Here is a 26951-nt window from a genome sequence, read left to right as displayed (position 1 = left end):
CCCCACCATGAGCCTCGAACGCACGCTCACCGTCCGCGTCGAACGCATCTCGCGCGAGACGCCGGAAATCCTGGCCTTCGAGCTGGCCCATCCGTGGGGCCGCACGCTGCCGGGCTACGAGGCCGGCGCGCACATCGACGTGCACATGCCCGGCGGCTTCTCGCGCCAGTACTCGCTGGCGCGGTGGTCTCTTTCGAACGCGCCGTCGCACGCCGCGGCGTCCTACGTGATCGGCGTCAAGCGCGAGGCCCAAAGCCGCGGCGGCTCGGCCTCGATGCACGAGCGCGTGCGCGAAGGCGACCTGCTCGCGATCAGCGTGCCGCGCAACACCTTTGCGCTGCGCGAAGAGGCCGGGCACCATCTGCTGATGGCCGGCGGCATCGGCATGACGCCGCTGCTGGCCATGGCGCAGGCGCTCGCGGCGCGCGGTGCCTCGTTCACGCTCTGCGTGTTCGCGCGCAGCGAGGAGCACCTGGCCTTTGCCGATGCGCTGCATTCGTCCGCGCTGGCGCCGCACCTGCGCCTGCACCTCGACCAGGGCGGCGCCAGCCAGCGCATCGACCTGCGCGCACTGCTGGCCGAGCGCGCACCCAACACGCACCTGTATGTCTGCGGCCCCGGCGGCTTCATGAAGGCGGTGCGCGAGGCCGCGGCGCACTGGCCCGAGGACACGCTGCACGCCGAATACTTCGCCGCCCCCACCGATGCGAACGCGAGCACCGGCCTGCCCTTCACGCTGAAGCTCGCGCAGCGCGGCATCAGCGTGCCGGTGGCGGCCGACCAGACCGCCGTCGATGCGCTGCACGAAGTGGGCATCGACATTCCGGTGTCGTGCCAGCAGGGCCTGTGCGGCACCTGCGTGGTCGAGGGCGATGGCGAAGGCGCGGAGCACCGCGACTTCTGTCTCACGGGCAGCGAGCGGCGCCACAAGGTGGCCCTGTGCTGCTCGCGCGCCAAGGGCCGGGAACTGGTGCTGCAGCTGTGAGCATCGGAGAAGAGGAAAGAGAAAGCGACAGCGAGGCGCCCGCCACGCGCGGCCGCTCGCGCAAGTACACGCAGGTGCTCGGCCTCATCAACCGGGCCGCCATCGAGGTGTTCGCAAGCGAGGGCCTGGCCGGCGCATCGACCCAGGCCATTGCCGACAAGGCCGGGCTTTCGAAGGCGCAGCTGCACTACTACATCGAAAGCAAGGAAGCGCTCTACCGGCAGATCCTGCAGGACATCCTCAACGACTGGATCGTGGTGTTCGGCTTTGCCGACGAGGCCTTCGGCCCGCGCAAGGTGCTGGGCGACCTGATCCGCCGCAAGATGGTGTTCTCGTTCGAGCACCCGCTGCGCTCGCGCATCTTCACGGCCGAGATGATGCGCGGCGCGCCGGTGCTCAACGCCATGATGGACACGAGCAAGCAGCGCACCGACCAGGCCGCCGCCGTGATCCAGAACTGGATGAACCAGGGCCTGATGGACAAGGCCGACCCGATGCTGGTGCTGTTCCACATCTGGGCGGTGACGCAGTTCTATGCCGACCACGCCACGCAGGCGGCCTACTTCCGCAATGTGGCGCAGCAAGGCGACGACAAGGACCGGCGCTACCTGATCGAGCAGGTGACCGAATTCCTGCTGAAAGGCGCGGGCGTCAGGTAGGGCGGTGCTGCGGCAGGTACATGGTGGCTTCCACTTCCACCAGCACCTCGTCGCCCGGCAGGAAGCGCGACACCTCGACCACCGTGCTGACCGGCGGCTCGCCCGGATAGAACAGGCCGCGCACGCGGTTGTAGAAGGCGTAGTGCGGCAGCTGGCGGAAGTACTGCACCAGCTTCACCACGTCTTCCATGGTGCCGCCATGCTCGGCCGCGATCTGGCGGATGCGCTCGAGCACGAACCAGCTCTGCGCCACGATGGGCGCCTCGAAGATGTCGACCGACATCTGGCCCGTGGCATAGCCCAGGCCCTGCAGGGCCGTGCGGCCTTCCTCGGGCAGGGCCTCGTAGCCGGCCACGGCGCGGCGCGTGGCCGGGTCGACCGCAACCACGCCGCTCATGAAGACGAAATCGCCCACGCGCTTGGCGGCGGCGTAGTTGGCCATTGGCTTGCCCATGCTCATCGTGTCTGCTCCAGAATTTCTTGACCGCCACGGATCACGGTGCGCCGGCGCCCGCGCGGGCCGACCAGCTCATGCTCGCCGGTGGCCGCGAGCAGCACCAGGTCCGCGGGGCAGCCCGGCGCAATGCGGCCGTCCCATGCCAGGCCGAGCGCCTTCGCGGGGCTGACGGTGATCGCGTCGAGCCATTCGTCCGCGGGCGCGAGGTGCGCCATCTGCACACCGAGGCCGAAGGTTTCGAGAAGGTCGTAGCTGCCATAGGGATAGAAGGCGTCCTGCACGTTGTCCGTAGCCAGGCTCGCACGCAAGCCCCGTGCCGCCGCCTCGCGGATGCGCGTGATGCCGCGCGGCACGGGCGTGCGGTCCCAGGCGCCCTGAAGGTAGAGGTTGGTGGTCGGCAGCGCGACGATGTGGATGCCGGCGCCCGCGCACAGCGCCAGCGTCTCGTTGGCAACGGCATCGTCCTGCATCGCCAGCGAGCAGCAGTGGCCGCAGACCACACCGCGCCGGAAGTCGCGCGCGCGCATCAGCTGCGCAATGCTGCGCAGGCCGCTCGCGTCGGCGTCGAGACCCTCGTCGACATGGAAGTCGAGGCCCAGGCCGTGGTCCTGCGCGAGGTCGAACACGCGGCCCAGCTTGTGCACCAGGCCTTCGTTGCGATACACGAAGGCGCCCAGCACGCCGCCCGCGCGCTTCACCTCGCGCGCAATGCGCTCGCCGGCCGCGAGGTCCGCGAACAGGTCGAGCGGCGTGAGAGAGACGAACTGCAGCTCGATGCGGCCGCGCCACTCTTCGCGCAGCGCCTCGAACACCGCCAGCGCGGCGGGCGGCTCGCCCTCCACCCAGTCGATGTGGGTGCGCAGCGCGCGCGTGCCCGACTGCCAGGCCTCGTGCAGCGCGCGCTCCATGCGCGGGCGCAGCGTTTGGCCGCTCCAGCCCGCGCGGTGCTTCGCCATGCGGTCGATGGCCGCGAACAGGTTGCCCTCGGCCGCGCCGACTTCCTGCACGGTGTAGTTCTTGTCGATGTGCGCATGCGCCTCGACGAGCGCGCTCAGCAAGGTGCCGCGCGCCTGCGACTGCGATGCGCTCGGCGCGACGGCCTGCACCCTGTCGCCGGCCAGCGTGACGTCGAAGACCTGGGCATCGCCCGCGGCAAAGCCGCGCAGCCGCGACGGAATGCGCAGCGACTCGAGTTTCATGCGCGCTGTTGCAGCGCTCGCAGCCAGCCGAGCCCCGCCGAGGTGCCGCCGGGTTCCGAGCCGCGCCGGGGCCGGTACTCGCAGCCGACCCAGCCCTGCCAGCCGGACTGCGCCGACACCTCGTCGATCAGGTCGAACAGGTAGGGGTAGTTCTGCTCGCCGATGTCGGGCTCGTGGCGCTCGGGCACGCCGGCAATCTGGATGTGGCCCACGCGCCCGGTGGGCAGGTACTTGCGGATCTTCATGGCCACGTCACCCTCGACGATCTGGCAGTGGTACAGGTCCATCTGCACCTTGAGGTTGGTCGCGCCCACCATGTCGACGATCTCGTGCGCATGGTCCTGCCGGTTGAGGAAGAAGCGCGGGATGTCGCGCGTGTTGATGGGCTCGATCAGCACGTCGCGCCCGGCCTTGGCCGCCTCGGCCGCGGCCCAGCGCAGGTTGTCGACGTACACGGGCTGCACGGCCTCGCGCTCCAGGCCTTCGGGCACCAGGCCCGCCATGACGTGGATGCGCGGGCAGCCGAGCGCCACGGCGTAGTCGATGGCGCTGGCCATGCCTTCGCGGAATTCGGCGTCGCGGCCCGGCAGGCAGGCCAGGCCGCGCTCGCCGCGGTCCCAGTCGCCCGGAGGGGCGTTGAAGAGCACCTGCTGCAGGCCGTTGTGCTGGAGCCGCGCGGCGAGCTCTTCCTTTGCGAAGGCATAGGGAAAAAGATATTCGACGGCCTTGAAGCCGTCTTTCGCGGCGGCTTCGAAGCGGTCGAGGAAGTTGAGCTCCGGATAGAGCATCGAGAGGTTGGCGGCGAATTGGGGCATGGCGTGTTTTTACTACTACTGGCGGCTACCAGCGCGCACCGAAGATGCGGCGCAGTTCATCGATCTGTTCATTGCCGAGCGGCTCGGGCCTGGCGGGGCCGGCAAGCAGCTGGAGCTTGGCGGTTTCCTCGAGTTCCTCGAGCACGGCCATGGCAGCGGCCGGGCTCTCGTGCCACACGTTGGGGCCGAGGCGTTCGAGCATCACGGCGCGAATCGGCGTGCCGGCCGCGCCATGGCGCTCGATGGCCTGCGCCACGAGTTCGGCCGCCTCGGGCGCGCCGGGGCGGTGGTACGGAATGAGCGGCACGTGGCCGACCTTCATGACGAAGTACGGCGTGAGCGCGGGCAGCAGCTCGTCGCCCGGCGTGTTCGCCAGCGTGAGCGCAACGCAGTGCGTGCTGTGCGTGTGGATCACGCAGGCCGTGCCTGCATCGAACTTGCGGGCGGCGGCGTAGATGCGCGTGTGCAGCGCGATGGTCTTACTGGCGCGGTCGCCGCCGGTCTGCTGGCCTTGCGCGTCGAGTTTGGCAAGACGCGCGGGGTCGAGAAAACCCAGGCAGGCATCGGTCGGCGTGATCAGAAAACCATCGTCCAGCCGCACGCTGATGTTGCCCGCGGTGGCATGCACGTAGCCGCGTTCGAACAGGCTGCGGCCGACTCGGCAGATTTCTTCTCGGGCTTGGGTTTCTTTCATGTCTTTTTTAACTGCGCGAGTTTGGCTGTGTTCGGGCGGTCTTGTTCAGGGTGCTGTTGTCCGGGGCGTGTGCACAGATCACCGGGTACTCCCCTCCGCGAATGTCCCCCGGCCTGCGGCCTCCTCCTTGATTTCGCTGCGGGGAGCACCCGATGCTCTGTGCACCTGGGCACGCTCATGGTGTACCGCTGATCAACCACCGCTCTTTGCAACGCTCCCGCTGATGGGGTGCCTTGCGCAGCGAAATAAAGGAGGAGCCCGAAGGGCGGGGGACATTCGCGGAGCAAGGTACCCCGTCGGCGGGAGCGCGCCCTGAAAAGACACCGAGCATGAACATCATCCAAGCACTGTAAAGGCCTTGGTGAAAAAATCGTCCCCCCCGAAGTTCCCGGACTTCAGCGCAATGTGCACCGGCAAGCCTTCGACATCCGTGCGCGCATGGCACCACGGCACCCCCGGATCGATCTGCGGGCCGATCTGCATCTGCGCGATGCCCAGTGCCTGAACGCAGGCACCGGAGGTTTCGCCGCCCGCCACCACCAGCTGGCGCACACCCCGCTCGACCAGGCCGCGCGCAATCGCGGCAATGGTGCGCTCGACCATTGCGCCGGCCTCCTCGACACCGAGCTTGCCCTGCACCGATTTCACGGCGCCGGCCTCGGCCGTGGAATAGACCAGCACCGGCTGCTTCTCGACCAGCGGCGCGGCCCAGGCCAATGCCTCGGCCGCGACATCCACGTCCGCGGCAATGCGCAGCGGATCCACGGCCAGCGCCGCGCCGCCGCGCTGGATGAAGTCGAGCACCTGCCGGTTGGTGGCCAGCGAGCAGCTGCCCGACACCACGGCGCGCAGTCCGCCGGCCGCCGGCAGCGCACTGGCCTGCGACGACGGCGCAAGGCCGAAGTTGGCCGGCAGCCCGATGGCCACGCCCGAACCCGCCGTGACCAGCGGCTTCTTCGCGAGCGCCGGGCCCAGGCGCAGCAGGTCGTCGTTCGACACCGCATCGACGATGGCGATCGACACGCCCTCGCCTCGGAGTTGCTCGATGCGCTCCGTGACGGCCGCCGCGCCCCGCGCCACCACCGTGTGGTCGATCAGCCCGACCTTGCGCGTGCACTGCGCCTGCAGAACGCGAACCAGGTTCGGGTCGGTCATGGGCGTGAGCGGATGGTTCTGCATGCCGCTCTCATTGAGCAGCACCTCGCCGGCGAACAGGTAGCCCTTGAACACGGTGCGCTTGTTGTCGGGGAAGGCGGGCGTGGCGATGGTGAAGTCGCACTTCAGCGCTTCCATCAGCGCCTCGGTCACCGGGCCGATGTTGCCTTGCGGCGTGCTGTCGAAGGTGGAGCAGTACTTGAAGTAGATCTGCTGTGCGCCCTGCGCCTGCAGCCAGCGCAGCGCATCGAGCGATTGCGCGATGGCCTCGGCCGATGCGATGGTGCGCGACTTGAGCGCGACCACCACCGCATCGACTTCCGCATCGAGCGGCGTGGCCGGCACGCCGATCGCCTGCACCACGCGCATGCCGGCGCGCACGAGGTTGTTGGCGAGGTCGGTCGCGCCGGTGAAGTCGTCGGCGATGCAGCCGAGCAGCAACTTGGCCATGGCTCAATCCTTGGTGGCGACGACAGGCAGCTTCACCGCCTGCGGGTTCTCGCGCACGTAGTCGCGCAGGATGGCGTCGAAGCTCGCGTCGGCCGCGAGGCCCAGCGCCTCGGCGCGCGCGGCGTGGATGCGGCTGGGCCAGCTGGTCACGATCTTCGCGATGGCCGCGTCGGGCTCCCAGTCGATCAGCCCGGTGGCTTCCTTGCCGGCGATGCGTTCGAGCGCATCGGCCATCTCGCGCACGGTGGTGGTCAGCGCGGGCAGGTTGACGGCGGTGCGTGCGCCCCATTCGGCGGCGCTGGCCGTGGCTGCGCGCACGATGCCCGCGACGGTGTTGCCGGGCGACGCGAGCGCGACCGCTGTCTCAGGTGCCACGGGGCAGCGCGCGCGTTCGCCCGCCAGCGGCTCGCGCAGCATGCCGCTCAGGAAGCTGGAGGCCGCGCCGTTGGGCCGGCCCGGCCGCACCGAGACCGTCATGAGCCGCACGTTGCGGCCCTGCACGAAACCCTTGCGCGTGAAGTCGGCCACCAGTTGCTCGCCGATGAACTTCTGGATGCCGTAGCTGTTCTGCGGCGTCGGCAAGGTGGTGTCCTCGATCACCGCGGGCAGCCGCTGCTCGGGCGAATCGCCGAACACCGCGACCGAGCTGGAGAACACGAACACCGGCGCATGGCCCGCGCGGCGGCAGGCGTCGAGCAGCGCGCGCGTGGTGTCCAGGTTGCTGCGCATGCCCAGGTCGAAGTCGGCCTCGCATTCGCCGCTCACGGCCGCGGCCAGGTGGAACACGGCGTGCGTGTCGGCCAGCGGCAGCGCGCCGCTGGTGGCCTGCTCGTACAGGTCGCCCTGCACGAACTGCACGCGCGCGTCGGCCGCGAGGTCGGCGGGCGGCGCCACGCGGTCGGCCAGCGTGATGCGCGAGACGGGCCGGGCCGCGCCGCCCGCCAGTGCCAGCGGGCCGCCCGCGAGCAGCGTGCGCGCGAGCCGCGCGCCGACGAAACCGCAGCCTCCGGTGATGAGAATGTTCATGGTGCTTGTCTTCCTTTGACTTCAGGCTTTCTTGTCGGCAGCCGGCAGTTCGATGCCGGGGAAAATCTTGATGACCGCGCTGTCGTCCTCGCGCGCGAAGCCCGCGGTGGAGGCCTGCATGAACATCTGGTGCGCGGTGGACGAGAGCGGCAGCGGAAACTTGCTGGCACGCGCCACGTCGAGCACCAGGCCCAGGTCCTTCACGAAGATGTCGACGGCCGACAGCGGCGTGTAGTCGCCCGCCAGCACGTGCGCCATGCGGTTCTCGAACATCCAGCTGTTGCCCGCGCTGTGCGTGATGACCTCGTACAGCGCGGCCGGGTCCACGCCTTCGCGCAGGCCCAGCGCCATGGCCTCGGCCGCCGCGGCAATGTGCACCCCGGCCAGCAGCTGGTTGATGACCTTGACCTTGCTGCCCGCCCCTGCGCGGTCGCCCAGACGATAAACCTTGGCCGCCATCGCGTCGAGCACGGCGCCGGCCTTTTCGTAAGCCGCGGGCGTGCCCGCGGTCATCATCGTCATCTGGCCGCTCGCGGCCTTGGCGGCGCCGCCGGAGATCGGCGCGTCGAGGTACAGGATGCCCTTTGCGGCCAGGCGCGCCTCGAGCGCGACCGACCAGTTCGGGTCGACGGTGGAGCACATCACGAACAGGCTGCCAGGCTTCATCGACGCCGCGCAGCCGGGCGTGGTGCCATCGCCGAACAACACCGATTCGGTCTGCGCCGCATTGACCACCACGGAAACCACGATGTCGCACTGCGCGCCGAGCGCGGCCAGCGTGTCGCAGGCCACGCCGCCGTCGCGCGCAAAGGCGTGGGCCACGTCCAGCCGCACGTCGAACACGTGCGGCTCGTAGCCCGCGCGGCGCAGCGACTGCGCCATGCCGCTGCCCATGGCGCCGAGGCCCACGACGCCGACGGCGGGTGTTGGGATGTTGGAAGTCATGTGAGGGTTCTTTCGATCATCTGTTGACGAGTTGCTTGGGCGTGAGCCACACGCCGATGGCCCCGAGCACCAGCGCACCGGCCAGCACGTACATGCCGATCTGCGTGCTGCCCGTCAGGTCCTTCAGGTAGCCGATGAGGTAGGGGCTCGCGAACCCCGCAAGATTACCCACCGAATTGATGGCCGCAATACCGGCCGCCGCCGCCGTGCCCGAGAGGAAGGCGGTGGGCAGCGACCAGAAGAGCGGCGCGCAGGTCAGCACGCCGGCCGCCGCGAGCGAGAGGAAGGCCAGCGACACGACCGTGTTCTGCGTGTACGACGCCGCCACCGTGAAGCCCACCGCGCCCATCAGCGCCGGCACGATCAGGTGCCAGCGGCGCTCCTGCCGGCGGTCGGCGCTGCGGCCGAAGAGGTTCATCGCGACGATCGCGCAGATGAACGGAATGGCACTCAAGAGGCCGATGTGCAGGTTGCCCTTCACGCCCGTGGCCTTGACCAGCGTGGGCAGCCAGAAGGTCAGCGCGTACTGGCCCATCACGAAGGCGAAGTAGATGAGCGCCATCCACCACACGCGCATGTCGCGGAACATGGCGGCCACCGAGTGCGGGCCCTTGGCGCCATGCGCCTGGTCGCGCTCGACCTCGCGCTGCAGCAGGCTCTTTTCCTCGGGCGAGAGCCAGCGTGCATGCTGGATGCCGTTGTCCAGGTAGAGCAGCACCATCACGCCGACGAGCACGGCCGGAACGGCCTCGATGATGAACATCCACTGCCAGCCGTGCATCGACGACACGCCGTGGAAGGCGTCCATGATCCAGCCCGACAGCGGATTGCCGAAGATGCCCGCGACCGGAATGGCCGACATGAACACCGCGATGACGCGCGCGCGCCGGTGCGCCGGATACCAGTGCGTGAGGTAGAGGATCACGCCGGGATAGAAGCCCGCCTCCGCCACGCCGAGCAGAAAGCGCAGGATGTAGAAGCTGCTCGGCGTTTCCACGAACACGAAGCAGGCCGACAGCACGCCCCAGGTGATCATGATCCGCGCGATCCAGATGCGCGCGCCCACCCGGTTGAGCAGCAGGTTGCTCGGCACCTCGAACAGGAAGTAGCCGAGGAAGAAGATGCCCGCGCCCAGGCCGAACACCGTTTCGCTGAAGCCCAGGTCCTGCCCCATCTGCAGCTTGGCAAAGCCCACGTTCACGCGGTCGAGGTAGGCGACCACGTAGCACAGCATCAAAAAGGGAACCAGGCGCCAGAACACCTTGGCATAGGTGCGCTTCTCGAGCGCGGCGTCGGCGGGCACGGGCAGTGCGCCGACCGGTAGGGTGGAGGAAGTCATGAGAAGGTTTGTCCCGCTTTGGATGAGAAAGAGGCCTTGCCGCCGCTGGCTCGCGCGGCCGTCGCCTTATTTGTCAGGTCATCATACAAATTTGACCTCGGAGCTTTGCCTCGGGTAAACCCGCAGGCGCCCTCGTCCGCAGCGCCTTTTTGGTGAGCTTGTGTGTCGCGGCCGCTCAGCTGCCGAGCGGCCAGCCTTCGACCAGCGGCCGCGCGAGCTGCGCGCCCTCCTGCTGCCAGAAGGCGGGGTCGGCCTGCTCGATGCGGCGGATCGCGTTGTCCATGTGGGACTTGGCCGCCTCGCGCGCCCGCAGCGCATCGCCGGCCTCGATGGCCTCGACGATGCGCGCATGCTCCTGCGCCACCTCGCGCGCGAAGTCGGCGCGGCGCGCCTCGTTGGCGCGTGTGACGCGCGTGGCGCCGTGCAGGAACTGCCGCAGGTACTGCAGCGTGCCGACCAGGAACGGATTGCGCGCGGCCTCGGCAATGGCGCGGTGAAAGCGCACGTCTTCCTCGGCGCCGTTGCCGCCCGCGGCCACGGCCGCATGCAGCGCGTCGATGGCGTCGCGGATGCGCTGCACGTCGTCGGGCGTGCGGCGCTCGGCCGCGAGCGCGGCCACCTCGGCCTCGAGCGCGCGGCGCAGCTCGACCATCTGGATCACCGCTTCGCGCGAGGCCACGTGCGGCATCTCGAAGCGCAGCGGCTCCACGCCCGCGGCGCGCACGTACACGCCGCTGCCCTGGCGCGAATCGAGCAGCCCCAGCGACTTGAGCCGCGACACCGCCTCGCGCACCACCGTGCGGCTCACGCCGAACTGCTCGGCCAGCGCGCTCTCGGTCGGCAGGCGGTCGCCCTCGGACAGGCGACCGCTGCGCACTTCGGCGGCCAAGGCGTCGGCCACCTGGTCGGCGAGGCGGGCACCGGGAGCGATGGATTGGAAGCGGGCGGTCATGGGCGCGAAAGGGAGGGGGCCTGCGACTCTAACGCAGGCCCGAACGACGAGGCGCCGCCCGCGGGACTCAGCCGAGCGCGTGGCGTGCCGCGTTCGCGATGCTCGCCGCGTCCACCCCGAAGAAGCTGCGCAGCGCCGCGCGCGTGTCGCTGCGGCCGAACCCGTCGGTGCCGAGCGTGAGGTAGCGGCGGCCTTCGGGCAGGAAGGCGCGCACGCTCTCGGGCACGGCGCGCACGTAGTCGGTGGCGGCGATGATCGGCGCCTTGCCGGCGCCGAGCTGCTGCGCGACGAACGGCACGCCCGCTTCCTTCTCACCCGCAATCGCGCGCTGCTCGCAAGCCACGCCGTCGCGCGCGAGCTCGCTCCAGCTCGTGACGCTGAACACCTCGGCCTCGATGCCTTCATCGGCCAGCCGCTGCGCGGCCTTGACCACCTCGGTGAGGATCGCGCCCGAGCCCATCAGCGTGACCTTCTTCTTCGCCTTGCCCGAGGTTGGCGCATACACGCCGAAGCGATAGCAGCCGCGCAGGATGCCGGCCTCCGCGCCTTGCGGCACATCGGGCTGCGCGTAGTTCTCGTTCATGAGCGTGACGTAATAGAACACGTCCTTCTGCTTGACCATCATCTCGCGGATGCCCGCGTCGACGATCACCGCCATCTCGCCCGCAAAGGCCGGGTCGTAGGCCTTGCAGTTGGGAATGGTCGCGGCCACGAGGTGGCTCGTGCCGTCCTGGTGCTGCAGGCCTTCGCCGCCGAGCGTGGTGCGGCCCGAGGTGGCGCCCAGCAGGAAGCCGCGCGCGCGCTGGTCGGCCGCGGCCCAGATCGCATCGCCCACGCGCTGGAAGCCGAACATCGAGTAGTAGATGTAGAAGGGCAGCATCGCGAGGCCGTGCACGCTGTAGCTGGTGGCGGCTGCGGTCCAGCTTGCGATGGCGCCGGCTTCGCTGATGCCTTCCTCGAGGATCTGGCCGTCGGTGGCTTCGCGGTAGCTCAGCACCGAGCCGATGTCCTCGGGTGCATAGCGCTGGCCCACGCTCGAATAGATGCCGACCTGCTTGAACAGGTTGGCCATGCCGAAGGTGCGCGCCTCGTCGGCCACGATGGGCACGATGCGCGGGCCCAGCGCCTTGTCCTTGAGCAGGTTGCCCAGCATGCGCACGAAGGCCATGGTGGTGCTCATTTCCTTGCCGGCGGCCGCCGTCGCAAACTGGGCGTAGCTCGCGATCTCAGGCTTGGGCACCACCTCGCAGGCCGTCTCGCGGCGCGGCATGGCGCCGCCGAGCGCTTCGCGGTGGCTGCGCAGGTACTTCATCTCGGCGCTGTCTTCGGGCGGGCGGTAGAAGTCCATCGCAATGGCTTGCGCATCGGTCAGCGGCAGGCTGAAGCGGTCGCGGAATTCGATGAGGTCGACGTCGCCCATCTTCTTGTGCGAGTGCGTGGTCATCTTGCCCTGCGCGGCGCTGCCCATGCCGTAGCCCTTCTTGGTGTGGGCGAGGATCACGGTGGGCCGGCCCTTGTGCGCGGCCGCGGCGGCATAGGCGGCATGGATCTTCACGAGGTCGTGGCCGCCGCGCTTGAGGCGGTCGATCTGCTCGTCGGTCATGCCTTCGGCCAGGCGCGCGAGCTCGGGGTTCTGGCCGAAGAAGTTGTCGCGGTTGAAGCGGCCGTCCTTGGCCGCGAAGGTCTGCATCTGGCCGTCGACGGTTTCGGCGAACACGCGCGCCAGCGCACCGCTCACGTCCTGCGCGAAGAGCCCGTCCCAGTCGCTGCCCCAGACCAGCTTGATGACGTTCCATCCTGCCCCGGCAAAGAGCTTCTCGAGCTCGTCGATGATGCGGCCGTTGCCGCGCACCGGGCCGTCCAGGCGCTGCAGGTTGCAGTTGACGACCCACACGAGGTTGTCGAGTTTTTCGCGCGCGGCCAGCGTGAGGGCGCTCATCGATTCGGGCTCGTCCATCTCGCCGTCGCCGAACACGCCCCAGACCTTGCGGCCTTCGCAGTTCAAGAGGTTGCGGTGCGTGAGGTAGCGCATGAAGCGCGCGTGGTAGATCGAGCTGATCGGGCCGATGCCCATCGAGCCGGTCGGGAACTGCCAGAAGTCCGGCATCAGGTAGGGATGCGGGTAGCTGCTGAGGCCGCGCGCGCCGCGGCCTTCGGTGAAGGCGGGGGCGGTGAGTTCCTGGCGGTAGTGCTTGAGGTCTTCTTCGGTCAGGCGGCCTTCGAGGTAGGCGCGCGCATAGACGCCGGGTGCGCTGTGCGGCTGGAAGAACACCAGGTCGCCGCGGTGCGCGCCTTCGCCCGAATCCTTGCGCGCATGGAAGAAATGGTTGAACCCCGTCTCGAACAGATCGGCCGCGCTCGCATAGCTCGCGATGTGGCCGCCGAGCTCGCCATAGGCCTGGTTGGCGCGCGCCACCATCGCGAGCGCGTTCCAGCGCATCAGCGAAGCCAGCCGCTCCTCGACGGCCAGGTCGCCCGGGAACGGCGGCTGGTCTTCCACCGCGATGGTGTTGACGTACGGCGTCGCCAGCTCGGGCTGCCAGCCGATGCGCTGCTGCCGCGCGAGGCGGGCGAGCTCCGCCAGCATCTGCCGCGCGCGCTGGGGCCCGTGCGCCTGGGCCAGTGCCAGGAAGGCCTCGCGCCATTCGGCGGTCTCGGCGGGGTCGGGGTCGTGCGAGAGCGGCGCGTCGGGCAGCAGCGCGCGCATCTGGTCGGCGGAAATGGGGGCGTTCATGTCGGCACTTTAGGCCGCCATGCGGCAAATTAGCTACCGGTGCAGCCAATCCCATGCGCGCCTCGCAGCATAAAATTCCGGCAATTCTTCATTTGGCGGCATTTCATGCAACTGGACACGATCGACCTGCGCATCCTCGACGAACTGCAGCGCGACGGCGCGCTGTCGAACGTGGAACTCGCGCGCCGCGTGCACCTGTCGCCCTCGCCGTGCCTCGCGCGCGTGAAGATGCTCGAGGCGAATGGCGTGATCGACCGCTACGTGGCGCTCGCGAGCGCCAAGGCGCTGGGCCTGGGGCTCAACGTGTTCATCTCGATCAGCCTGACGACGCAGAGCAAGCAGTCGCTCGCCGACTTCGAACAGCGCATTGCCGAGCACGACGAGGTGATGGAGTGCTACCTGATGACGGGCGACAGCGACTACCTGATCCGCATCGCCGTGGCCGACATGGCGGCGCTGGAGAAATTCATCCTGGAACAGCTCACGCCGATTCCAGGCATCGAGAAGATCCGCTCGAGCTTTGCGCTCAAGCAGGTGCGCTACAAGACGGCGCTGCCGCTGCCCCGGTAGGAAGCAGCGGCAGCGCGCGGCCGATCAGAGGCCGATCAGGCCGCCGTCGTCCCTGGTGATGACCACCGTGGCCGAGCGCGGGCGGGCGCTGCCGCCTTCGGGCCAATGGCTGCCGAACTTGGTCGGGTCGCCGATGCTCGCCGCGGGGGTGGTTTCGCCCGGATGCTGGATGTTCACGAACAGCGCGCGGCCGTCGCCCGACTCGGCAATGCCGGTGATCTCGCAATCCTTCGGGCCGACCAGGAAGCGGCGCAGGCCGTCGGCGCCGGGCGCCTTGCCCACGAAGGTGTCCTGCGTGCGCGTGGTGGCGCCGTCGACGTTGGTGATGGTCCTGGCGCCGCCGTCGCCAACCTTGCCCGGCAGCGCGGCCAGCAGCATGCAGTTGGTGACGTCGGTGTAGGCGCCGTCGTCGGTCTCCAGCCAGAGCAGGCCGGCGGTGGCGTGGCTGAACCACATGCCGTCGGGGCTGGAGAAGTCGTTGTCGGCGCTCAGTTGCGACACGTTGATGTCGGCCGAGGCGGTGGCGCGCGCGCCGAACAGGTACACGTCCCACTTGAAGGCCAGCGCGGCGGGGTCGCCGCCCTCGTCCGCAAAGCGCACGATGTGGCCGTTGGGGTTGCCGGTCTGCGCGGTGGCGGTGGGGCCCTTGGGGTCGTTGTAGAAGCGCGGGTTGGCGCCGTCGGTGGCGGTGATGGGGCGCGATGCGGCGTTGGTGTTGGTGAGCGTGACGTAGACCTCGCCGGTCTTCGGGTTGACGGCCGTCCACTCGGGGCGGTCCATCCTTGTGGCGCCGGCGGCGTCGGCCGCGAGGCGCACATTGACCACCACGTCGGCGGCATCGGCAAAGGCGTAGGCCGGATTGCTCGCGGTGATGTTGTTCACGCCGAGCTTCAGCTCGAGCCACGCGCCGGTGCCGTCGGCGTTGAACTTGGCCACGTAGAGGCGGCCGTCGTCCATGTACTTGTCGCCGGCCGCGGTGCCGCCGCCCACGTCGGCCGCATCCCAGTTCTTCGTCGAGACGAACTTGTAGATGTACTCGTTGCGCGAGTCGTCGCCCATGTACCAGACCAGCGGCTTGCCGACCACGACCGGGCCGAGGCAGGCGCCTTCATGGCCGAAGCGGCCGAGCGCGGTGCGCTTCTTGGGGGTGCTGGAGGGGTTGAAGGGATCGATCTCGACCACCCAGCCGTAGGTGTTGGCGCCGTTGCGGAAGTCGTCGGTGGCGGTGGCGCCGACCACCTGGGCGTTCCAGCGGCCATAGAGGTTGTCGGCCGTGTCGGGCGTGACGGTGGCCCAGAGTTCGCGGCCGGTGCTGGCCACGCCGTAGCGGGTGAACGCGGCGATTTCCTTCGCCGTGCGGCTGGGGTCGTCGGTGGCCTTGATGCGGCGGAAATAGCCGGCCCAGTTTTCTTCGCAGGTCAGGTAGGTGCCCCAGGGCGTGGTGCCGTTGGCGCAGTTGTTGAGCGTGCCGCGGGTCTTGCTGCCGTCGGTCGAGTACTTGGTCTTCAGGTAGTCGGTCTTGGCGGCCGGGCCCGAGAACGCCATTTCGGTCAGCGTGTGGACGCGGCGGTTGAAGCTCGAGTCCTGCTTGTAGCTCCAGGCGCTGCCGCTCCTGTTGATCTCGATCACGCTCACGCCGTGCAGGTAGAACTCGCGCAGCACTTCGTCGGCGGAGGTGCGCACCGCCGCATTGCCGGTGCCGCTGATGGTCTGGCCGGCGGGGTGCAGGAACAGCGGCGTGATGGCTTCGTGGTTCATCACGAGCAGGCCGCGCGCGGCGCTGGCGGCGTCCCACTTGTTCGACGCGTTCATGCCGAAGAAGGTCATGCCGTCGTGGTGGTCGCCGGCGCGCCGGTCATAGGTGGCCGGATCGTCGGTGCCGTCGTTCTTGTAGGCGGCCACGCCCGCGGCGATGGGGTCGCCCAGGCGATAGAGCACGCTGGCGGTGTAGCCGGCGGGCACGGTGACCACGTCGGCCAGGCCCTTGGCCACGGCATTGAAGCCGAGCTTCATCGGCGTGGGCGCCGGCGCGGGGGTCGGTGCAGGCGCCGGCGCGGGAGCGGGTGCCGGTGCGGGCGGAATGATCGGGAAAGCCGTGCCGCCGCCGCCACCGCCGCCGCACGCCTGCAGCAGCGCGGTGCCGGCGGTGCCGACGCCCAGGCCGAACAGATGGCGACGGCGGAGGCGCGAGGCGATCAGGTCGGTGAAGGAGGGGTTCGCAGTGGGATTGGTGCCAACGTCGTCAAGATCGATGCCGTTGGCGTCGGTACGGGTGTTTGCGGTCATGCGCAATCGCTTTCGTGGGTTGAAAAGGAAATCAACCCGCGAAGTTAGGCAATTCGCATGACACCCGCGTGAAACGCTCAGCCCGCGGTCAGGCGCATCTGCTTGGCGCTCAGGGCGCCGGCGTCTGCCGCGGCCACAGCGCCCACAGGCGCAGCGGCTGGTTCATGCTGGCGGCCAGGCGCCCGGCGTCGGCGCCGGTGCCGGCAAAGTAGTCCGCGCGCACCGCGCCGACGATGGCGCTGCCGGTGTCCTGCGCCACCACCAGCTTCTGCAGCTGCGCCGCCGGCCCGCTCGACGCGAGCCAGACCGGCGTGCCGTACGGGATGCTGTCGCGGTCGACCGCGATGGAGCGCCCGGCCGTCAGCGGCACGCCCTGGGCCCCGCGCGGGCCGAAGGCCGCATCGAGCTCGCTCATGGTCTCCTCGCGGAAGAACACGTAGCGCGGATTGCTCCACAGGAGCTGCGTCACGCGCTGCGGGTTCTGCGCGGCCCAGGCCTTGGTGTCGTCGGGCCACTTGCCGATCTTGGTCACCCCCTGGCCGATCAGCCATTGCTGCACGCTCTTGTACGGCTGCTCGTTGGTGGCCGAGTACGCCACGCGCACGGTGCGCTGCACGCCGTTGGCCTCGGTGATGCGAAGGCGCCCCGAGCCCTGGATGTGCAGCATCAGCGCGTCGATCGGGTCGGCCATCCAGGCGATCTCGCGGCCGCGCAGCGCGGCCTGGGCTTCGGGCAGGGTTTCGATTTCCTGGCGGGTGTACCAGGGCCGCCGCGGCACCAGGCCGTCGGGCGCCTGGTAGATCGGAATGTTGAAGGCGGCGGTGGGCACGCGCGAGGCCTCGTACACCGGCTCGTAGTAGCTCGTGAGCTTGCCTTCGCTCGAGCCCGCGAGCGACTCGACGCGGTAGGGCTGCAGCCGCTCGGTCATCCACTGGCGCTGCTCCTCGGGCGTGGCGATGGCCAGCTGGCGCACCTCGCGGCACAGCGGCGCAAAGGCGGCGTTGGGCCGCGCGCAGTTGGCCAGGAGCGCAATCCAGGCTTCGTGCAGCGGGTCGTCGCCGAAACCCGGCAGCTCCGACCAGCCGACTGGCACCCACCGGCTCTTGGGATGCGCGAGCGAACCGGTCAGCGGTCCGAGCTCGCGCGGCGGCGTGGCGGCCGGCCGGGCCGGGGTGTCGGGCGCACGCGGGGCGACCGAGCAGCCGGCCAGCGTTGCTACGATCGCGAGCCCAACCAGCCACTGGAGTCCATTTCTCATGGGTTTGATTTTGCTTGAAGCTCTCGGGGCCGGGCTCGTGTTCATCTTGATCGTCTGGTGGACCATGTTTTCCGGTCGAAAAAAAGGCGAGCTGCACGACGACGACGACGCCGCCGATGGCAAGGGAGCCAACGAAAAGAAGAATCTCCCGCCCGAAGCGTGAATTCCTTGCGTAGCCCGGGACCGCAGCGGAATGTCGGAGAACAGCCCAATAGCTATTACTTTAGTAGCAATCATCGCAGCAAACACGGGCCTTTGCAGAAAGTTTTCCTCTTTCCTGCAAGTTGGGAAGGCCGTACCATCGCATGCTCGCCGAGGCTAAGCTGTGGCCCGCCTGATTCAACCTTGAAAGGGATTGCCATGAAAAAGTTTGTACTCGCCACCACCGCTGCCGCCCTCGTCCTGTCCGGCTGCGCCGGCGGCATGACCGACACCCAGCGCAACACCGGCATCGGCGCCGGCATCGGCGCGCTCGGCGGCGCCGCCATCGGCTCCGCCACCGGCGGCAACCGCGGCGCCATCGGCACGGGTGCCGTGGTCGGCGCCGCAGCCGGCGCGCTCGGCGGCTACCTGTGGTCGCAGCGCATGGAAAACCAGAAGCGCCAGATGGAAGCCGCCACCCAGGGCACCGGCGTGGCCGTGACCCAAACCCCGAACAACGAGCTCAAGCTGCAGATCCCGAGCGACGTCTCCTTCGACGTGGGCCGCTCCAACATCAAGTCCAACTTCGCTCCGGTGCTCGACCAGTTCGCGAGCGGCCTGCGCAACAACCCGAACGCCGAGGTGCGCATCATCGGCCACACCGACAACACCGGTTCGGACGCCATCAACAACCCGCTGTCGGTCGACCGCGCCGCCAGCACGCGCGACTACCTGGTGGCGCGCGGCGTGAGCGCCGCCGCCTTCCGCATCGAAGGCCGCGGCTCGCACGAACCGATCGCCAACAACAACAGCGATGCCGGCCGGGCGCAGAACCGCCGCGTCGAGATCTACGTGGGCGAGCGCGCGCCGCGGGGCTGACCGGATCGGCTGATGCAGTAAATAAAAACAAAGCCGGCCGTGCGGGAGCGGCCGGCGCCCATCGTCATCGTTTCATGTTCACAAAGAGGGAAAAACTCATGAGGAAGCTTGTTGTTTCGGGTGCGGCTGCGGCCGCATTGTTCGTTGCGGGGTGCGCCTCGCAATCGCCCGCGCCGGGATCGGCCGCCGCGCCGGCCGCCCAGGCGGCTGCACCGGCCAACAGCTGGACCGCGCGCCTGGCGGCGCTCAAGACCGAGCTGGAAAGTTCCACCAAGGGCACGGGCGTGGTGATCGAGCAGACCGCGGACAACCAGCTGCATCTCGTGGTTCCCAATGAACTGTCGTTCGACGTGGGCCGCGCCAACGTCAAGCGCAACCTGGCCCAGGTGCTCGACAAGGTGGCCGAAGGCCTGCGCAGCGCGGCCGCGGCCAGCGTGCGCGTGGTGGGCCATACCGACAACACCGGCAGCGAGGAAGGCAACGAGCGCCTCTCGGTGAGCCGCGCCGACAGCGTGCGCAACCACCTGGTGAGCCGCGGCGTCTCGACCACGGCCATCACCACCGACGGCCGCGGCTCGCGCGAGCCGATCGCCGACAACGGCACGCCGGCCGGCCGGGCCCAGAACCGCCGCGTCGAGATCTTCGTCGCGGAAAAGGTCTGATCTTCTAGAGATCCCGCAGGCGGTTGGCCAGCTCGACCGCCGATTTCACTTCCATCTTGTCGAACACGCGTGCGCGGTGGACCTCCACCGTGCGCACGCTGATGGCCAGCTGATCGGCGATCAGCTTGTTCGGCAGGCCCTCGACCACGAGCCGCATCACGTCGCGCTCGCGCTCGGTCAGTTCGGCGACGCGGCCGGCCAGGCTGCGCCGCACGCGCCGCACCTCCAGCGCCCGCAGCGAAGCGCCCAGCGCCTGCTCGATGCGGTCGACCAGGGCGTTGTCGGAGAACGGCTTCTCGCAGAAGTCGAAGGCGCCGCGCTTCACCGCATCCACGGCCGTGGGCACGTCGGCATGGCCGGTCAGGAAGATCACCGGCATGGCGTCCAGCAGGCCGCGCTCGGCGAGCCGGTCGAACAGCACCAGGCCGCTGGTGCCGGGCATGCGCACGTCCAGCAGCAGGCACAGCGGCTGGTCGGGCAGCGGGCCTTCGGCCAGGCGCAGCTCGAAGGCCTCGGCGCTCGCGAAGTGCTCGCTTTCGAGGCGGCGCGAGCGCAGCAGCCAGGCCAGCGCCTCGCGCACGCTGGCGTCGTCGTCCACGATGAAGATCAGGCCGTCGATCAGCGGTTGCATGTCATGTCGATTCCAGAAACGGGCACAAAAGCGCGGGGGTTGATCATGTACTCGGCAGGGTAAACCGGAACACGGTGCCCCGGGGCCGGTTGGGCTCGAACACCAGCACCCCGCCATGCTGCTCCACCACGGTGCGGCACAGGCTCAGTCCCAGGCCCATGCCGTCGGCCCGCGTGGTGAAGAAAGGCGTGAAGAGGCGGCCCGCCACCTCTTCGCTGATGCCGCAGCCCAGGTCGGCCACGGCAAACTCCAGCCAGCGGCGGGCGTCCTCCGCGCCCGGGCCGCCGACCGCGACGACGCGCGAGACGCGCAGCCGCAGCACGCGCTCGCCCCGGTGTTCCGGCGTGTCCATGGCCTGCATGGCATTGCGCGCGAGGTTCAGCAGCACCTGCTCGACCAGCGTGCGGTCGCACACGGCCGCGGGCAGGCGGTCTTCGAGCACCACCTCGATGCTCACGCCGAGCTTGCGCGCCTGCAGCCGCACCAGCGGCAGCACCGCATCGATCAGCGCCTGCGGCGCCACCGCCTCGCGCGTGCGGTCGCGGCGGCGCACGAAGTCGTGCACGCTGCGGATCACCTGGCCGGCGCGGTCGGCCTGCTCGGCAATGCGCCGCACCGCCATGGCCACCTCGGCCTGCTCGCCCTTGGCGTGCGGCCCGAGCATGTTGAGCGAGCCGGTCGCATAGCTGGCAATGGCGGCCAGCGGCTGCGTGAGCTCGTGGCTCAGCAGCGAGGCCATCTCGCCCACCGTGGCAAGCCGCGCGCTGGCCTGCAGCCGTTCCTGGCTGGCGCGCGAGAGCTCCTCGATGCGGCGCTGCTCGCTGATGTCGATGAAGGCGCTCATCCAGCCGGTCTGCACGCGGTGCGCGTTGATCAGCGGGGCCTCGAAGATGAGCACCGGAAAGCGCGTGCCGTCCTTGCGCATGAAGACCGACTCGAAGCCCTCGCGCGGCGGCATGCCGCCGGCCAGCCGGCGGGCCTGCCGCTGCTGGTATTCGTGCGCCAGCTCGGTGGGCCAGTAGGGCGCCTCGATGTCTTCGCCACTGCCGGCCATCAGCTCTTCGGGGCTGAAGCCGACCATTTCGCAGAACGCGGGGTTCACGTAGGTGATGCGCCCATGCAGGTCGCGCGCGCGCAGGCCGGTGATGACCGAGTCTTCCATCGCCTTGCGGAAGGCCAGCGCATCGGCCAGGTCGCGCTCGGCGCGCAGCCGGCGGCGCGTGTCGCGCGCAAGCAGCACCAGCACCGACACCAGCGCGATCGAAATCGCCGTGACCAGCGCCGTCAGCACGTTCGGAAAAAGATCGGGCGCGGCGCGCCAACCGTCCACGCGCAGCATCAGCGCGGCGCCGGGCAGGTCGATCAGCTGCTGCGAGGTGAAGACGCGCGTCCCGGTGCGGCGCGAGGTGCCGAGCGCCACCAGGCGCGTGCCGTCGGCCTCGGTGAAGGCCACTTCCTGGCCGCGCGTGAGCGTGGGGCCGACCAGTTCGATCAGCGTGTCGCGCAGCGAGTAGCTCGCCACCAGGAAGCCGCCCGCATCGATCGGCACGCACAGTTCCATCACCTCGACGCCGCCCCCGCCGAGGATCGGCACGTAGTGGCTCGGCGAATAGGCCGGCGCGCCCAGCTTGCGCGCGGCCGCGCAGGCGAGCCCCACGTCCGACTGGTCGGCGCCGCGGCTGTCCTCGGCGATCAGCCGCATGCGGTAGGGCGTGTTCACCGCTTCGAGCGGCCGCAGCGCGGCGTCGCGCCATTCGAGCCGGAGCCATTCGCGGTGCTCGCGCAGCAGCGAGGCCGCGGCTTCGGGCCAATGCGTGCGGTCCAGGCCCGGGGCCTGGGTGGCGCGCAGGCTCTGGGCGTTGCGCTGCAGGCCGATGCGCAGGTCCGAAACCGCATCGGCGGTGTCGCGGTCGAGCGTGGCCTGCACCTGCTCGACCTCGTGCCGGCCCGCGAGCCACACCACGGTGACCAGCAGCGCCGACACCAGCACGGCCAGGATCAGCCAGAGGAACCAGCGCTGCCACAGCGAGCGCAGCCGCGCGAACGCCGACAGTGCCCATCGCGGCGGTGCGACAGTCAGGGCGGCCTCCTGCATCTAGAGCACGCAGTGCGAGAGCACGGGCAGCTGCGCGCGCACGCGCTCGATCTGCCCGGCGTCCAGGTCGAACAGCACCACGCCTTCTTCGCTCGCCTGCTGCGCCACCACCGTGCCCCAGGGATCGACCACCATCGACTGGCCCCAGGTGTGGCGGCCGTTCTCGTGCGTGCCGCCCTGCGCGGGCGCCACCACCCAGGCCAGGTTCTCGATGGCCCGCGCGCGCAGCAGCACCTCCCAGTGCGCGGCGCCCGTGGTGCGGGTGAAGGCGCTGGGCACCAGCAGCAGCTCGGCACCGCGCTTGGCGAGCGCGCGGTACAGCTCGGGAAAGCGCAGGTCGTAGCACACGCTCATGCCCACGCGCCAGCGGTGGCCGTCGCGCGAGGGCAGCTCGAACATCACGGGCTCGGCGCCCGGCGCGATGACGCGGCGCTCGTCGTAGTGCTCGCTGCCGTTGTCGAAGAAAAAGAGATGGATCTTGTCGTAGCGCGCCACGCACTGGCCGTCGGGCGAATAGCACAGCGAGCTGTTGAACACGTGCTCGGCGTCGCCGCTTTCGATGGGCAGCGTGCCGCCCACGATCCAGAGCCCGAACTCGCGCGCCGCATCGGCCAGAAAGCCCTGCACGGTGCCCGCGCCGGCGGTCTCGCGCAGGCCGAGCTTGTCGGTATCGCGCGCGCCCATCATGCAGAAATACTCGGGCAGCACCGCCAGCTCGGCGCCGGCCGCGGCGGCTTGCGCGAGCAGGCCGTGGGCGCGCGCGAGGTTGGCTTCGCGGGCGATGGCCGACACCATCTGGATGGCTGCGACTTTCATGGCGTGGTCTCCGTTTTCACTTGCCCTGACCGCCGGGCGGCACCGCGGCAGCGCCGGGCACGTTCGGCAGGATGGATCGTGGCACCTTGGCTATTTTGGGGTCGGCCCAGGTGCCTTGGATATGGAACTCCTGCGTGGCCGCGGCCGCGAGCGGCTTGCTCAGCACCCACTGCGCGAGGAAGGTGCCCAGGCCGATCGCGGGGTTGATCGCGGTGGCCACCAGCGCGGCGGTGCCGGCGTTGATCTCGGGCACCACCACCACGCGCAGGTCCTGCGTTTCGCGCACGATGTCGGCCGAGCCGTCCATCAGCGCGCCCGCGTTGACGCCCTTCATCTGCAGGTTGTTGGTGCTCGCGATGCCGTTGTGTATTTTTGCGTCGCCGCGGATGAAGTCGAAGGCGAAGCCCTGGCTGAAGACATCGCGGAAATCCAGCGTGAGCCGGCGCGGCAGCGCCTGCAGGCTCAGCACGCCGAGCAGCTTGGCCAGCCCCGGGTCGGCCTTGAGGAACTGGCCCGATTCGACATTGACCTGGAGCTGCCCGCCCAGGCTCGGATAGTCGAGCGAGAACGGCGAGCCGCGCCAGTTGACGTCGCCTTCGAGCCGCCCGCTGCCGCGCCGCAGCACACCGGACATGCCGAAGCGCGTGAGCAGGTCGCCGGCATCGGCGATGTCCAGCTTGAAGGTCATGGCCGTGCGGCGCTGCTCTGCGCGCCCGGGGGTGCCGCCCGGCGCGGCGGCCCAGGTGCCCTTGGCCGAGAAACTGGCCTCGGGCATGGTGAAGCTCAACTTGTTGAGCAGCCATTCGCGGCCCGCGCCGCCGCGGTTGACGGCGTCGATCTCGGCGCGGCCCAGGCGCTTGCCCAGCAGCTCGAAGTCGTCGATGACGATGTCGAGCGCGGGCAGCGTGCCCGGCTGCTCGTCGAGCAGGGTTTCGACCTGCCTGGCTTCGGTGGGCGCGATCTTGAGCCGCGCGAGCCGCGCATAGAGCCGCCCGGCCTGGGTGTGGCGGTATTCGGCGTAGCCGCTGAGTTCGGTGGCGTCGATGTTGGCGCGCCAGAGCGCGCCGTCGCGCGTGCCGCCGAGCACCACGTTGTGCAGCGTGCGCCCCGCGATGCCGAGCTCCTGCGCCCGCACCGCGATGCGCGTGGGCAGGTAGCCCGTGGCCGCGTCTTCGGGCCGCTCGGCACCGCCCGCCGCTTCGGGCGCGCTGCTTGCGGTGTCGCCGACCAGCGCCTGCCATGCGGGCATGTCGAGCTTCGCGACGTTGACGTTGGCCAGCACGCCCTTGTCGGGCACCGGAGCGGCCTCGCCCGCCGCAAGGCCGATGCCGATGCTGCCGCGCAGCACGCGCGCCTCGGCGCCGGAGATGTCGCGCACATACTGGGCGGCGCCGATGCGGCCGAGCTCCATCGAGAGCTGGTCCTGCATGGCAACGGCGGCGCCCGCGCGGGTCTCGCGCTGCAGCACCTTCTTCTCGATGCGCAGCGGCATCTGTTCGTCCGCCGCCTTCACGAGCGGTGCGGGCAGCTGCAGCGCCAGGCCCTGCAGCGTGCTGGTGAGCAAGAACTCCGGCGCGCCGTCGCGCATCGAGAAGGTGGCCGCATAGGGCGTGCTGCCGCTCGCCTTGGCCGCGATGCGCGCGAGCCACTCGGCCTCGCGCGCCGCGCGCAGGCCCTCGGCCGTGGCGGTGCCCTGCGCCTTCAATGCCACCTCGCGGCCGGGCCCGGCAAAGCGGCCGCGGCCTTCGACCCGGACCTCGCCGCCGAGCAGCCTGGCGCTGACGCCGGCCAGCGAAAACCCCGTTTCGGTGAAGCCGACGACGCCCTTCGCATGGGCGAAGGACGGCGCCTCGGGCACCAGCTGCAGCTCGTTGTCGGTGAGCGCGATGCTGGCCTGGACCTTGGCCGCCTCGAGTGCGGCCAGCGGCAGTTCGAGGTGCAGGCGGTAGTCGGCCGTGCCGGTGGCGCGCACGCGGGACAGCACCTCGCCAGTTTCCCCGGCCAGCGGCGCGCCCACGCGCAGCAGTTCGGCGAGCGGCCCCTTGGCCTGCGCATCGACGCGCAGCAGCGCGGCATGGTGCGACATGTCGGCAATCTGCGCCTCGGCCTTGCTCACCTCGATGCCGGTGGCACCGGCCAGCCGGCCGCGCGCATTGCGCACCAGCATGCCCGCGCGCTCGAACACCAGCTCGCCCGAGAGCCCGGTGAGCGCGGGCCACACGGGCGCCGGCGCGCCGCTGCGGGCCGCGGAGGCCGGCGCCTTGGATGCCGTCGACGCGGCAATCGCCGAGGCCGGCGGCACATAGGCGTAGTTGACGTCGGCCACCTTGGCCGCGATGCGGAACTCGCCCTGCTTCGGGTCCATGAACGGCATGTCGTGCAGGTCGCCGCGCACGCGGAAGTCGACGCTGCTGGCGGTGCCCTTGGTGACCGCATCGCGCACGTAGTCGCGCGTGTGCTGGGGGATCTCGAGCGGCAGGTAGCGGAACACGCGCGTGCCGTCGGCGCGGGTCAGCTTGCCCTGCAGGTCGAGCACGCCGGGGTAGAGCGACTGCCCGCGGGACACGGCGGGATCGCTGGTGCGCCAGCTGGCTTCGGCTTCGCCGTCGGCATCGGCATTGGCGAAGCGCAGCTTGGAAACCTGCAATTGCGCATGGCCCTTGTCGAGCTTCCACTGCAGCTGGGCCGCAAGCCGGTCGATGGGAATGACCGGCTCCTCGAACACGCCCGGGAATTCGAGCGTGCCCTGCGCCATCGACAGTGCGGCGCTGCCGCCGGCCTGGCTGGCATCGAACTCGACGGTGGCGCCGCTCAGGCCCGGCGAGCCGGCATGCGGCCGCGGGGCGGCCGGCGCGGCGCCGCCGGGCCGGGCCGCCGTGGGCGGCGGGACGGGGGTGGCTTCAGGCGCGGCTGTGGCCTGCSAGGCGACGCGCAGGCCGCTGACCCGCCCCTTGGCCTGGTAGCGCTCAGGGGCGCCCAGCGAGCCTTGCCAGTTCAGGTCGATGCGCTCGACCAGCCCGCGCGGCGCATAGGCATCGAGCACGCGGTGCGTCGCATCGCCGAGCGGCAGCCGGTCGGCAATGAGGGCCAGCGCGGCCAGGTCGAGCCGGTCGGCGCGCAAGGCACCCTGCTCCGGCGTGCGGCCGCGCGCGGGCGAGTGCTGCAGCCACAGGTTGCCGCCGGGCCAGCGCATGCCGTCGGCGGTGTCGAACTGCAGGGCGGCGGTCGAGAACTCGAGCTTTTCCTCGTCCAGCTGGCCGGCCAGCCGCCCGGTCACTGCACGCAGCACCAGCGGCTGCAGGCCCCGGCCCAGCGAGGCGTCGATGCGGTCGAGCCCGAGGTCGGCCGCGCCGCCCACGATCTGCCCCCGCTTCACGTCGGCCCACAGGCGCAGCGCGCCGCTGCCTTCGCGGATGCGGGCGTCGAGGGAGACATAGCGGCCCAGGCGCGTGACATCCATGTAGGGCAGGTCGGCATAGACCTGGCCGTCCCAGGTCTGCCAGCGGCCCGAGCGCACCGACAGCAGCGGCTGGCGGAACTGCCCGCGCAGCGTGAAGCGCTCGCCCCAGCCGACCGGCGGCGTGGCGTCGAGCCTGAGGCCGTGGCGCCGGGCCGTGTTGCGCGCCACGAAGCGCACGTCGGTCAACAGCAGGGGCTCGGCCTGGCGCTGCTCGTCGGTCCAGCGCACGGTGCCGCCTTCGACCACCAGCTCGCGCTGGGCGAAAAACCAGTCGGCGGCGCGGGTCTCTCCGGTGGTGTCGGTGTCCATGTGCAGGCCCGCCACGTGCAGCTTGCCGAGCACGTCGCGGCGCACGTCGAGCTGTGGCCCCTCGATGTAGAGCTGCTCGAAATTGAGGCGCCACAGCGAGCGCGGCGACACGCTGGCCACCACCCGCACGAGGCGCAGGGCTTCCCGCTTCTGGGCGTCGTGCAGGACCACGTCGCGCAATTCGAAGGCGGGAAAGAGACTATCGGAACGCGCCGTGATCGACCCGATGCGCACGGGTACCCCGATGGCCTTGCTGGCTTGTGCCTCGAGCGCGCCACGGTAATCGCCGATTCGCGGCACAATCCACGCGTGTAGGACAACCACTGACAGTGCCAGCAGAAGCCATGCAGCGATCAGTAAACCCAGCAGCCAGCGCGCCGTCGCAGCGGTGATCTTGAGCAGACGTGAAGGGGAAGACGCCGTGTCGTTCATTG

Annotated in this window: 22 protein-coding genes; 6 read left to right on the top strand and 16 right to left on the bottom strand. The window is 69.9% G+C overall.

The features are described 5' to 3' along the window. Positions 1–7: 7 nt before the first annotated feature. Together AC1DMS_RS17820 and AC1DMS_RS17815 are read left to right on the top strand one after the other, a co-directional pair. Complete coding sequence (locus AC1DMS_RS17820; protein WP_478080907.1) at positions 8–985, top strand: PDR/VanB family oxidoreductase; 978 nt, start codon at positions 8–10, stop codon at positions 983–985. Next, the gene (locus AC1DMS_RS17815) at positions 982–1644 is read left to right on the top strand and encodes a TetR family transcriptional regulator C-terminal domain-containing protein (RefSeq protein ID WP_018905243.1); all 663 of its coding nucleotides are present in this window, start codon (positions 982–984) and stop codon (positions 1642–1644) included. The genes AC1DMS_RS17820 and AC1DMS_RS17815 overlap by 4 nt, the downstream gene beginning before the upstream one ends. Here the strand turns inward: AC1DMS_RS17815 and AC1DMS_RS17810 are convergent. The 10 genes from AC1DMS_RS17810 to mdeB form a co-directional block, all read right to left on the bottom strand. Then, a complete protein-coding gene (locus AC1DMS_RS17810; RefSeq protein WP_015867879.1) occupies positions 1637–2104 on the bottom strand; it encodes a RidA family protein in 468 nt (155 codons plus the stop codon). The two genes, AC1DMS_RS17815 and AC1DMS_RS17810, sit on opposite strands and share 8 nt — an antisense overlap. After that, a complete protein-coding gene (locus AC1DMS_RS17805) occupies positions 2101–3300 on the bottom strand; it encodes an amidohydrolase family protein (RefSeq protein ID WP_478080905.1) in 1200 nt (399 codons plus the stop codon). The genes AC1DMS_RS17810 and AC1DMS_RS17805 overlap by 4 nt, the downstream gene beginning before the upstream one ends. Then, the gene (gene otnI, locus AC1DMS_RS17800) at positions 3297–4115 is read right to left on the bottom strand and encodes a 2-oxo-tetronate isomerase (RefSeq protein ID WP_478084440.1); all 819 of its coding nucleotides are present in this window, start codon (positions 4113–4115) and stop codon (positions 3297–3299) included. Before otnI ends, AC1DMS_RS17805 begins: the two co-directional genes overlap by 4 nt. Before the next feature lie 25 nt (positions 4116–4140). Continuing rightward, complete coding sequence (locus AC1DMS_RS17795) at positions 4141–4809, bottom strand: class II aldolase/adducin family protein (RefSeq protein ID WP_015867882.1); 669 nt, start codon at positions 4807–4809, stop codon at positions 4141–4143. A 336-nt stretch (positions 4810–5145) separates the two neighbouring features. Beyond that, positions 5146–6414 (bottom strand): 3-oxo-tetronate kinase, encoded by a 1269-nt coding sequence (otnK, locus tag AC1DMS_RS17790; protein WP_478181543.1) that lies wholly within the window; start codon positions 6412–6414, stop codon positions 5146–5148. A gap of 3 nt (positions 6415–6417) precedes the next feature. Further along, the gene (gene denD / locus AC1DMS_RS17785) at positions 6418–7440 is read right to left on the bottom strand and encodes a D-erythronate dehydrogenase (protein ID WP_478181542.1); all 1023 of its coding nucleotides are present in this window, start codon (positions 7438–7440) and stop codon (positions 6418–6420) included. Positions 7441–7461: 21 nt separating this feature from the next. After that, entirely contained in the window at positions 7462–8385 is a 924-nt protein-coding gene (gene ltnD / locus AC1DMS_RS17780; RefSeq protein ID WP_436301826.1) for an L-threonate dehydrogenase, read from the bottom strand. 16 nt (positions 8386–8401) lie between these two features. Continuing rightward, on the bottom strand, positions 8402–9724 hold the full coding sequence (locus AC1DMS_RS17775) for an MFS transporter (RefSeq protein WP_307593331.1): 1323 nt from the start codon (positions 9722–9724) through the stop codon (positions 8402–8404). Between the two features lie 175 nt (positions 9725–9899). Further along, on the bottom strand, positions 9900–10676 hold the full coding sequence (locus AC1DMS_RS17770) for a FadR/GntR family transcriptional regulator (RefSeq protein WP_436301040.1): 777 nt from the start codon (positions 10674–10676) through the stop codon (positions 9900–9902). Between the two features lie 67 nt (positions 10677–10743). Next, the gene (mdeB, locus tag AC1DMS_RS17765) at positions 10744–13410 is read right to left on the bottom strand and encodes an alpha-ketoglutarate dehydrogenase (RefSeq protein WP_478181541.1); all 2667 of its coding nucleotides are present in this window, start codon (positions 13408–13410) and stop codon (positions 10744–10746) included. Between the two features lie 105 nt (positions 13411–13515). Between mdeB and AC1DMS_RS17760 the strand changes: the two genes are divergently transcribed. Further along, positions 13516–13980 (top strand): Lrp/AsnC family transcriptional regulator, encoded by a 465-nt coding sequence (locus AC1DMS_RS17760; RefSeq protein WP_015867889.1) that lies wholly within the window; start codon positions 13516–13518, stop codon positions 13978–13980. A gap of 24 nt (positions 13981–14004) precedes the next feature. Here AC1DMS_RS17760 and AC1DMS_RS17755 read toward each other — a convergent pair whose 3' ends face one another. Next, a complete protein-coding gene (locus AC1DMS_RS17755) occupies positions 14005–16266 on the bottom strand; it encodes a PhoX family protein (RefSeq protein WP_478181540.1) in 2262 nt (753 codons plus the stop codon). 109 nt (positions 16267–16375) lie between these two features. Continuing rightward, positions 16376–17524, bottom strand: coding sequence for a murein transglycosylase A (gene mltA, locus AC1DMS_RS17750; protein WP_015867891.1), 1149 nt, complete (start codon positions 17522–17524; stop codon positions 16376–16378). Here mltA and AC1DMS_RS17745 point away from each other — a divergent pair. The 3 genes from AC1DMS_RS17745 to AC1DMS_RS17735 all read left to right on the top strand — a co-directional run bounded on the left by AC1DMS_RS17745 (position 17523) and on the right by AC1DMS_RS17735 (position 19206). After that, on the top strand, positions 17523–17687 hold the full coding sequence (locus AC1DMS_RS17745; protein ID WP_278879239.1) for a hypothetical protein: 165 nt from the start codon (positions 17523–17525) through the stop codon (positions 17685–17687). The two genes, mltA and AC1DMS_RS17745, sit on opposite strands and share 2 nt — an antisense overlap. 197 nt (positions 17688–17884) lie before the next feature. Next, positions 17885–18544 (top strand): YiaD family glycine zipper/OmpA-like lipoprotein, encoded by a 660-nt coding sequence (locus AC1DMS_RS17740; RefSeq protein WP_015867893.1) that lies wholly within the window; start codon positions 17885–17887, stop codon positions 18542–18544. Between the two features lie 98 nt (positions 18545–18642). Then, positions 18643–19206 carry an OmpA family protein gene (locus AC1DMS_RS17735; RefSeq protein WP_018903529.1) on the top strand — a complete coding sequence of 188 codons (564 nt, stop codon included), beginning with the start codon at positions 18643–18645 and terminating at the stop codon, positions 19204–19206. A gap of 4 nt (positions 19207–19210) precedes the next feature. On the opposite strand, the gene AC1DMS_RS17730 is transcribed toward AC1DMS_RS17735, so the two are convergent. From AC1DMS_RS17730 to AC1DMS_RS17715, 4 genes are read right to left on the bottom strand one after another with little or no spacing between them, the layout of a single operon-like run. Further along, positions 19211–19837 (bottom strand): response regulator transcription factor, encoded by a 627-nt coding sequence (locus AC1DMS_RS17730; RefSeq protein ID WP_015867895.1) that lies wholly within the window; start codon positions 19835–19837, stop codon positions 19211–19213. 43 nt (positions 19838–19880) lie between these two features. Beyond that, on the bottom strand, positions 19881–21932 hold the full coding sequence (locus AC1DMS_RS17725) for a two-component system sensor histidine kinase NtrB (RefSeq protein WP_478181539.1): 2052 nt from the start codon (positions 21930–21932) through the stop codon (positions 19881–19883). Beyond that, positions 21933–22748: a carbon-nitrogen hydrolase family protein gene (locus tag AC1DMS_RS17720; RefSeq protein ID WP_015867897.1), complete on the bottom strand. Its 816-nt coding sequence runs from the start codon at positions 22746–22748 to the stop codon at positions 21933–21935. A gap of 16 nt (positions 22749–22764) precedes the next feature. Next, positions 22765–26949 carry a YhdP family protein gene (locus AC1DMS_RS17715; RefSeq protein ID WP_478181538.1) on the bottom strand — a complete coding sequence of 1395 codons (4185 nt, stop codon included), beginning with the start codon at positions 26947–26949 and terminating at the stop codon, positions 22765–22767. Positions 26950–26951 lie beyond the last annotated feature (2 nt).

Source organism: Variovorax sp. 05T418 (genome assembly GCF_056396385.1).
The sequence above is the reverse complement of the archived record's forward strand: the minus strand, read 5'-3'. Positions and strand labels throughout refer to the sequence as shown.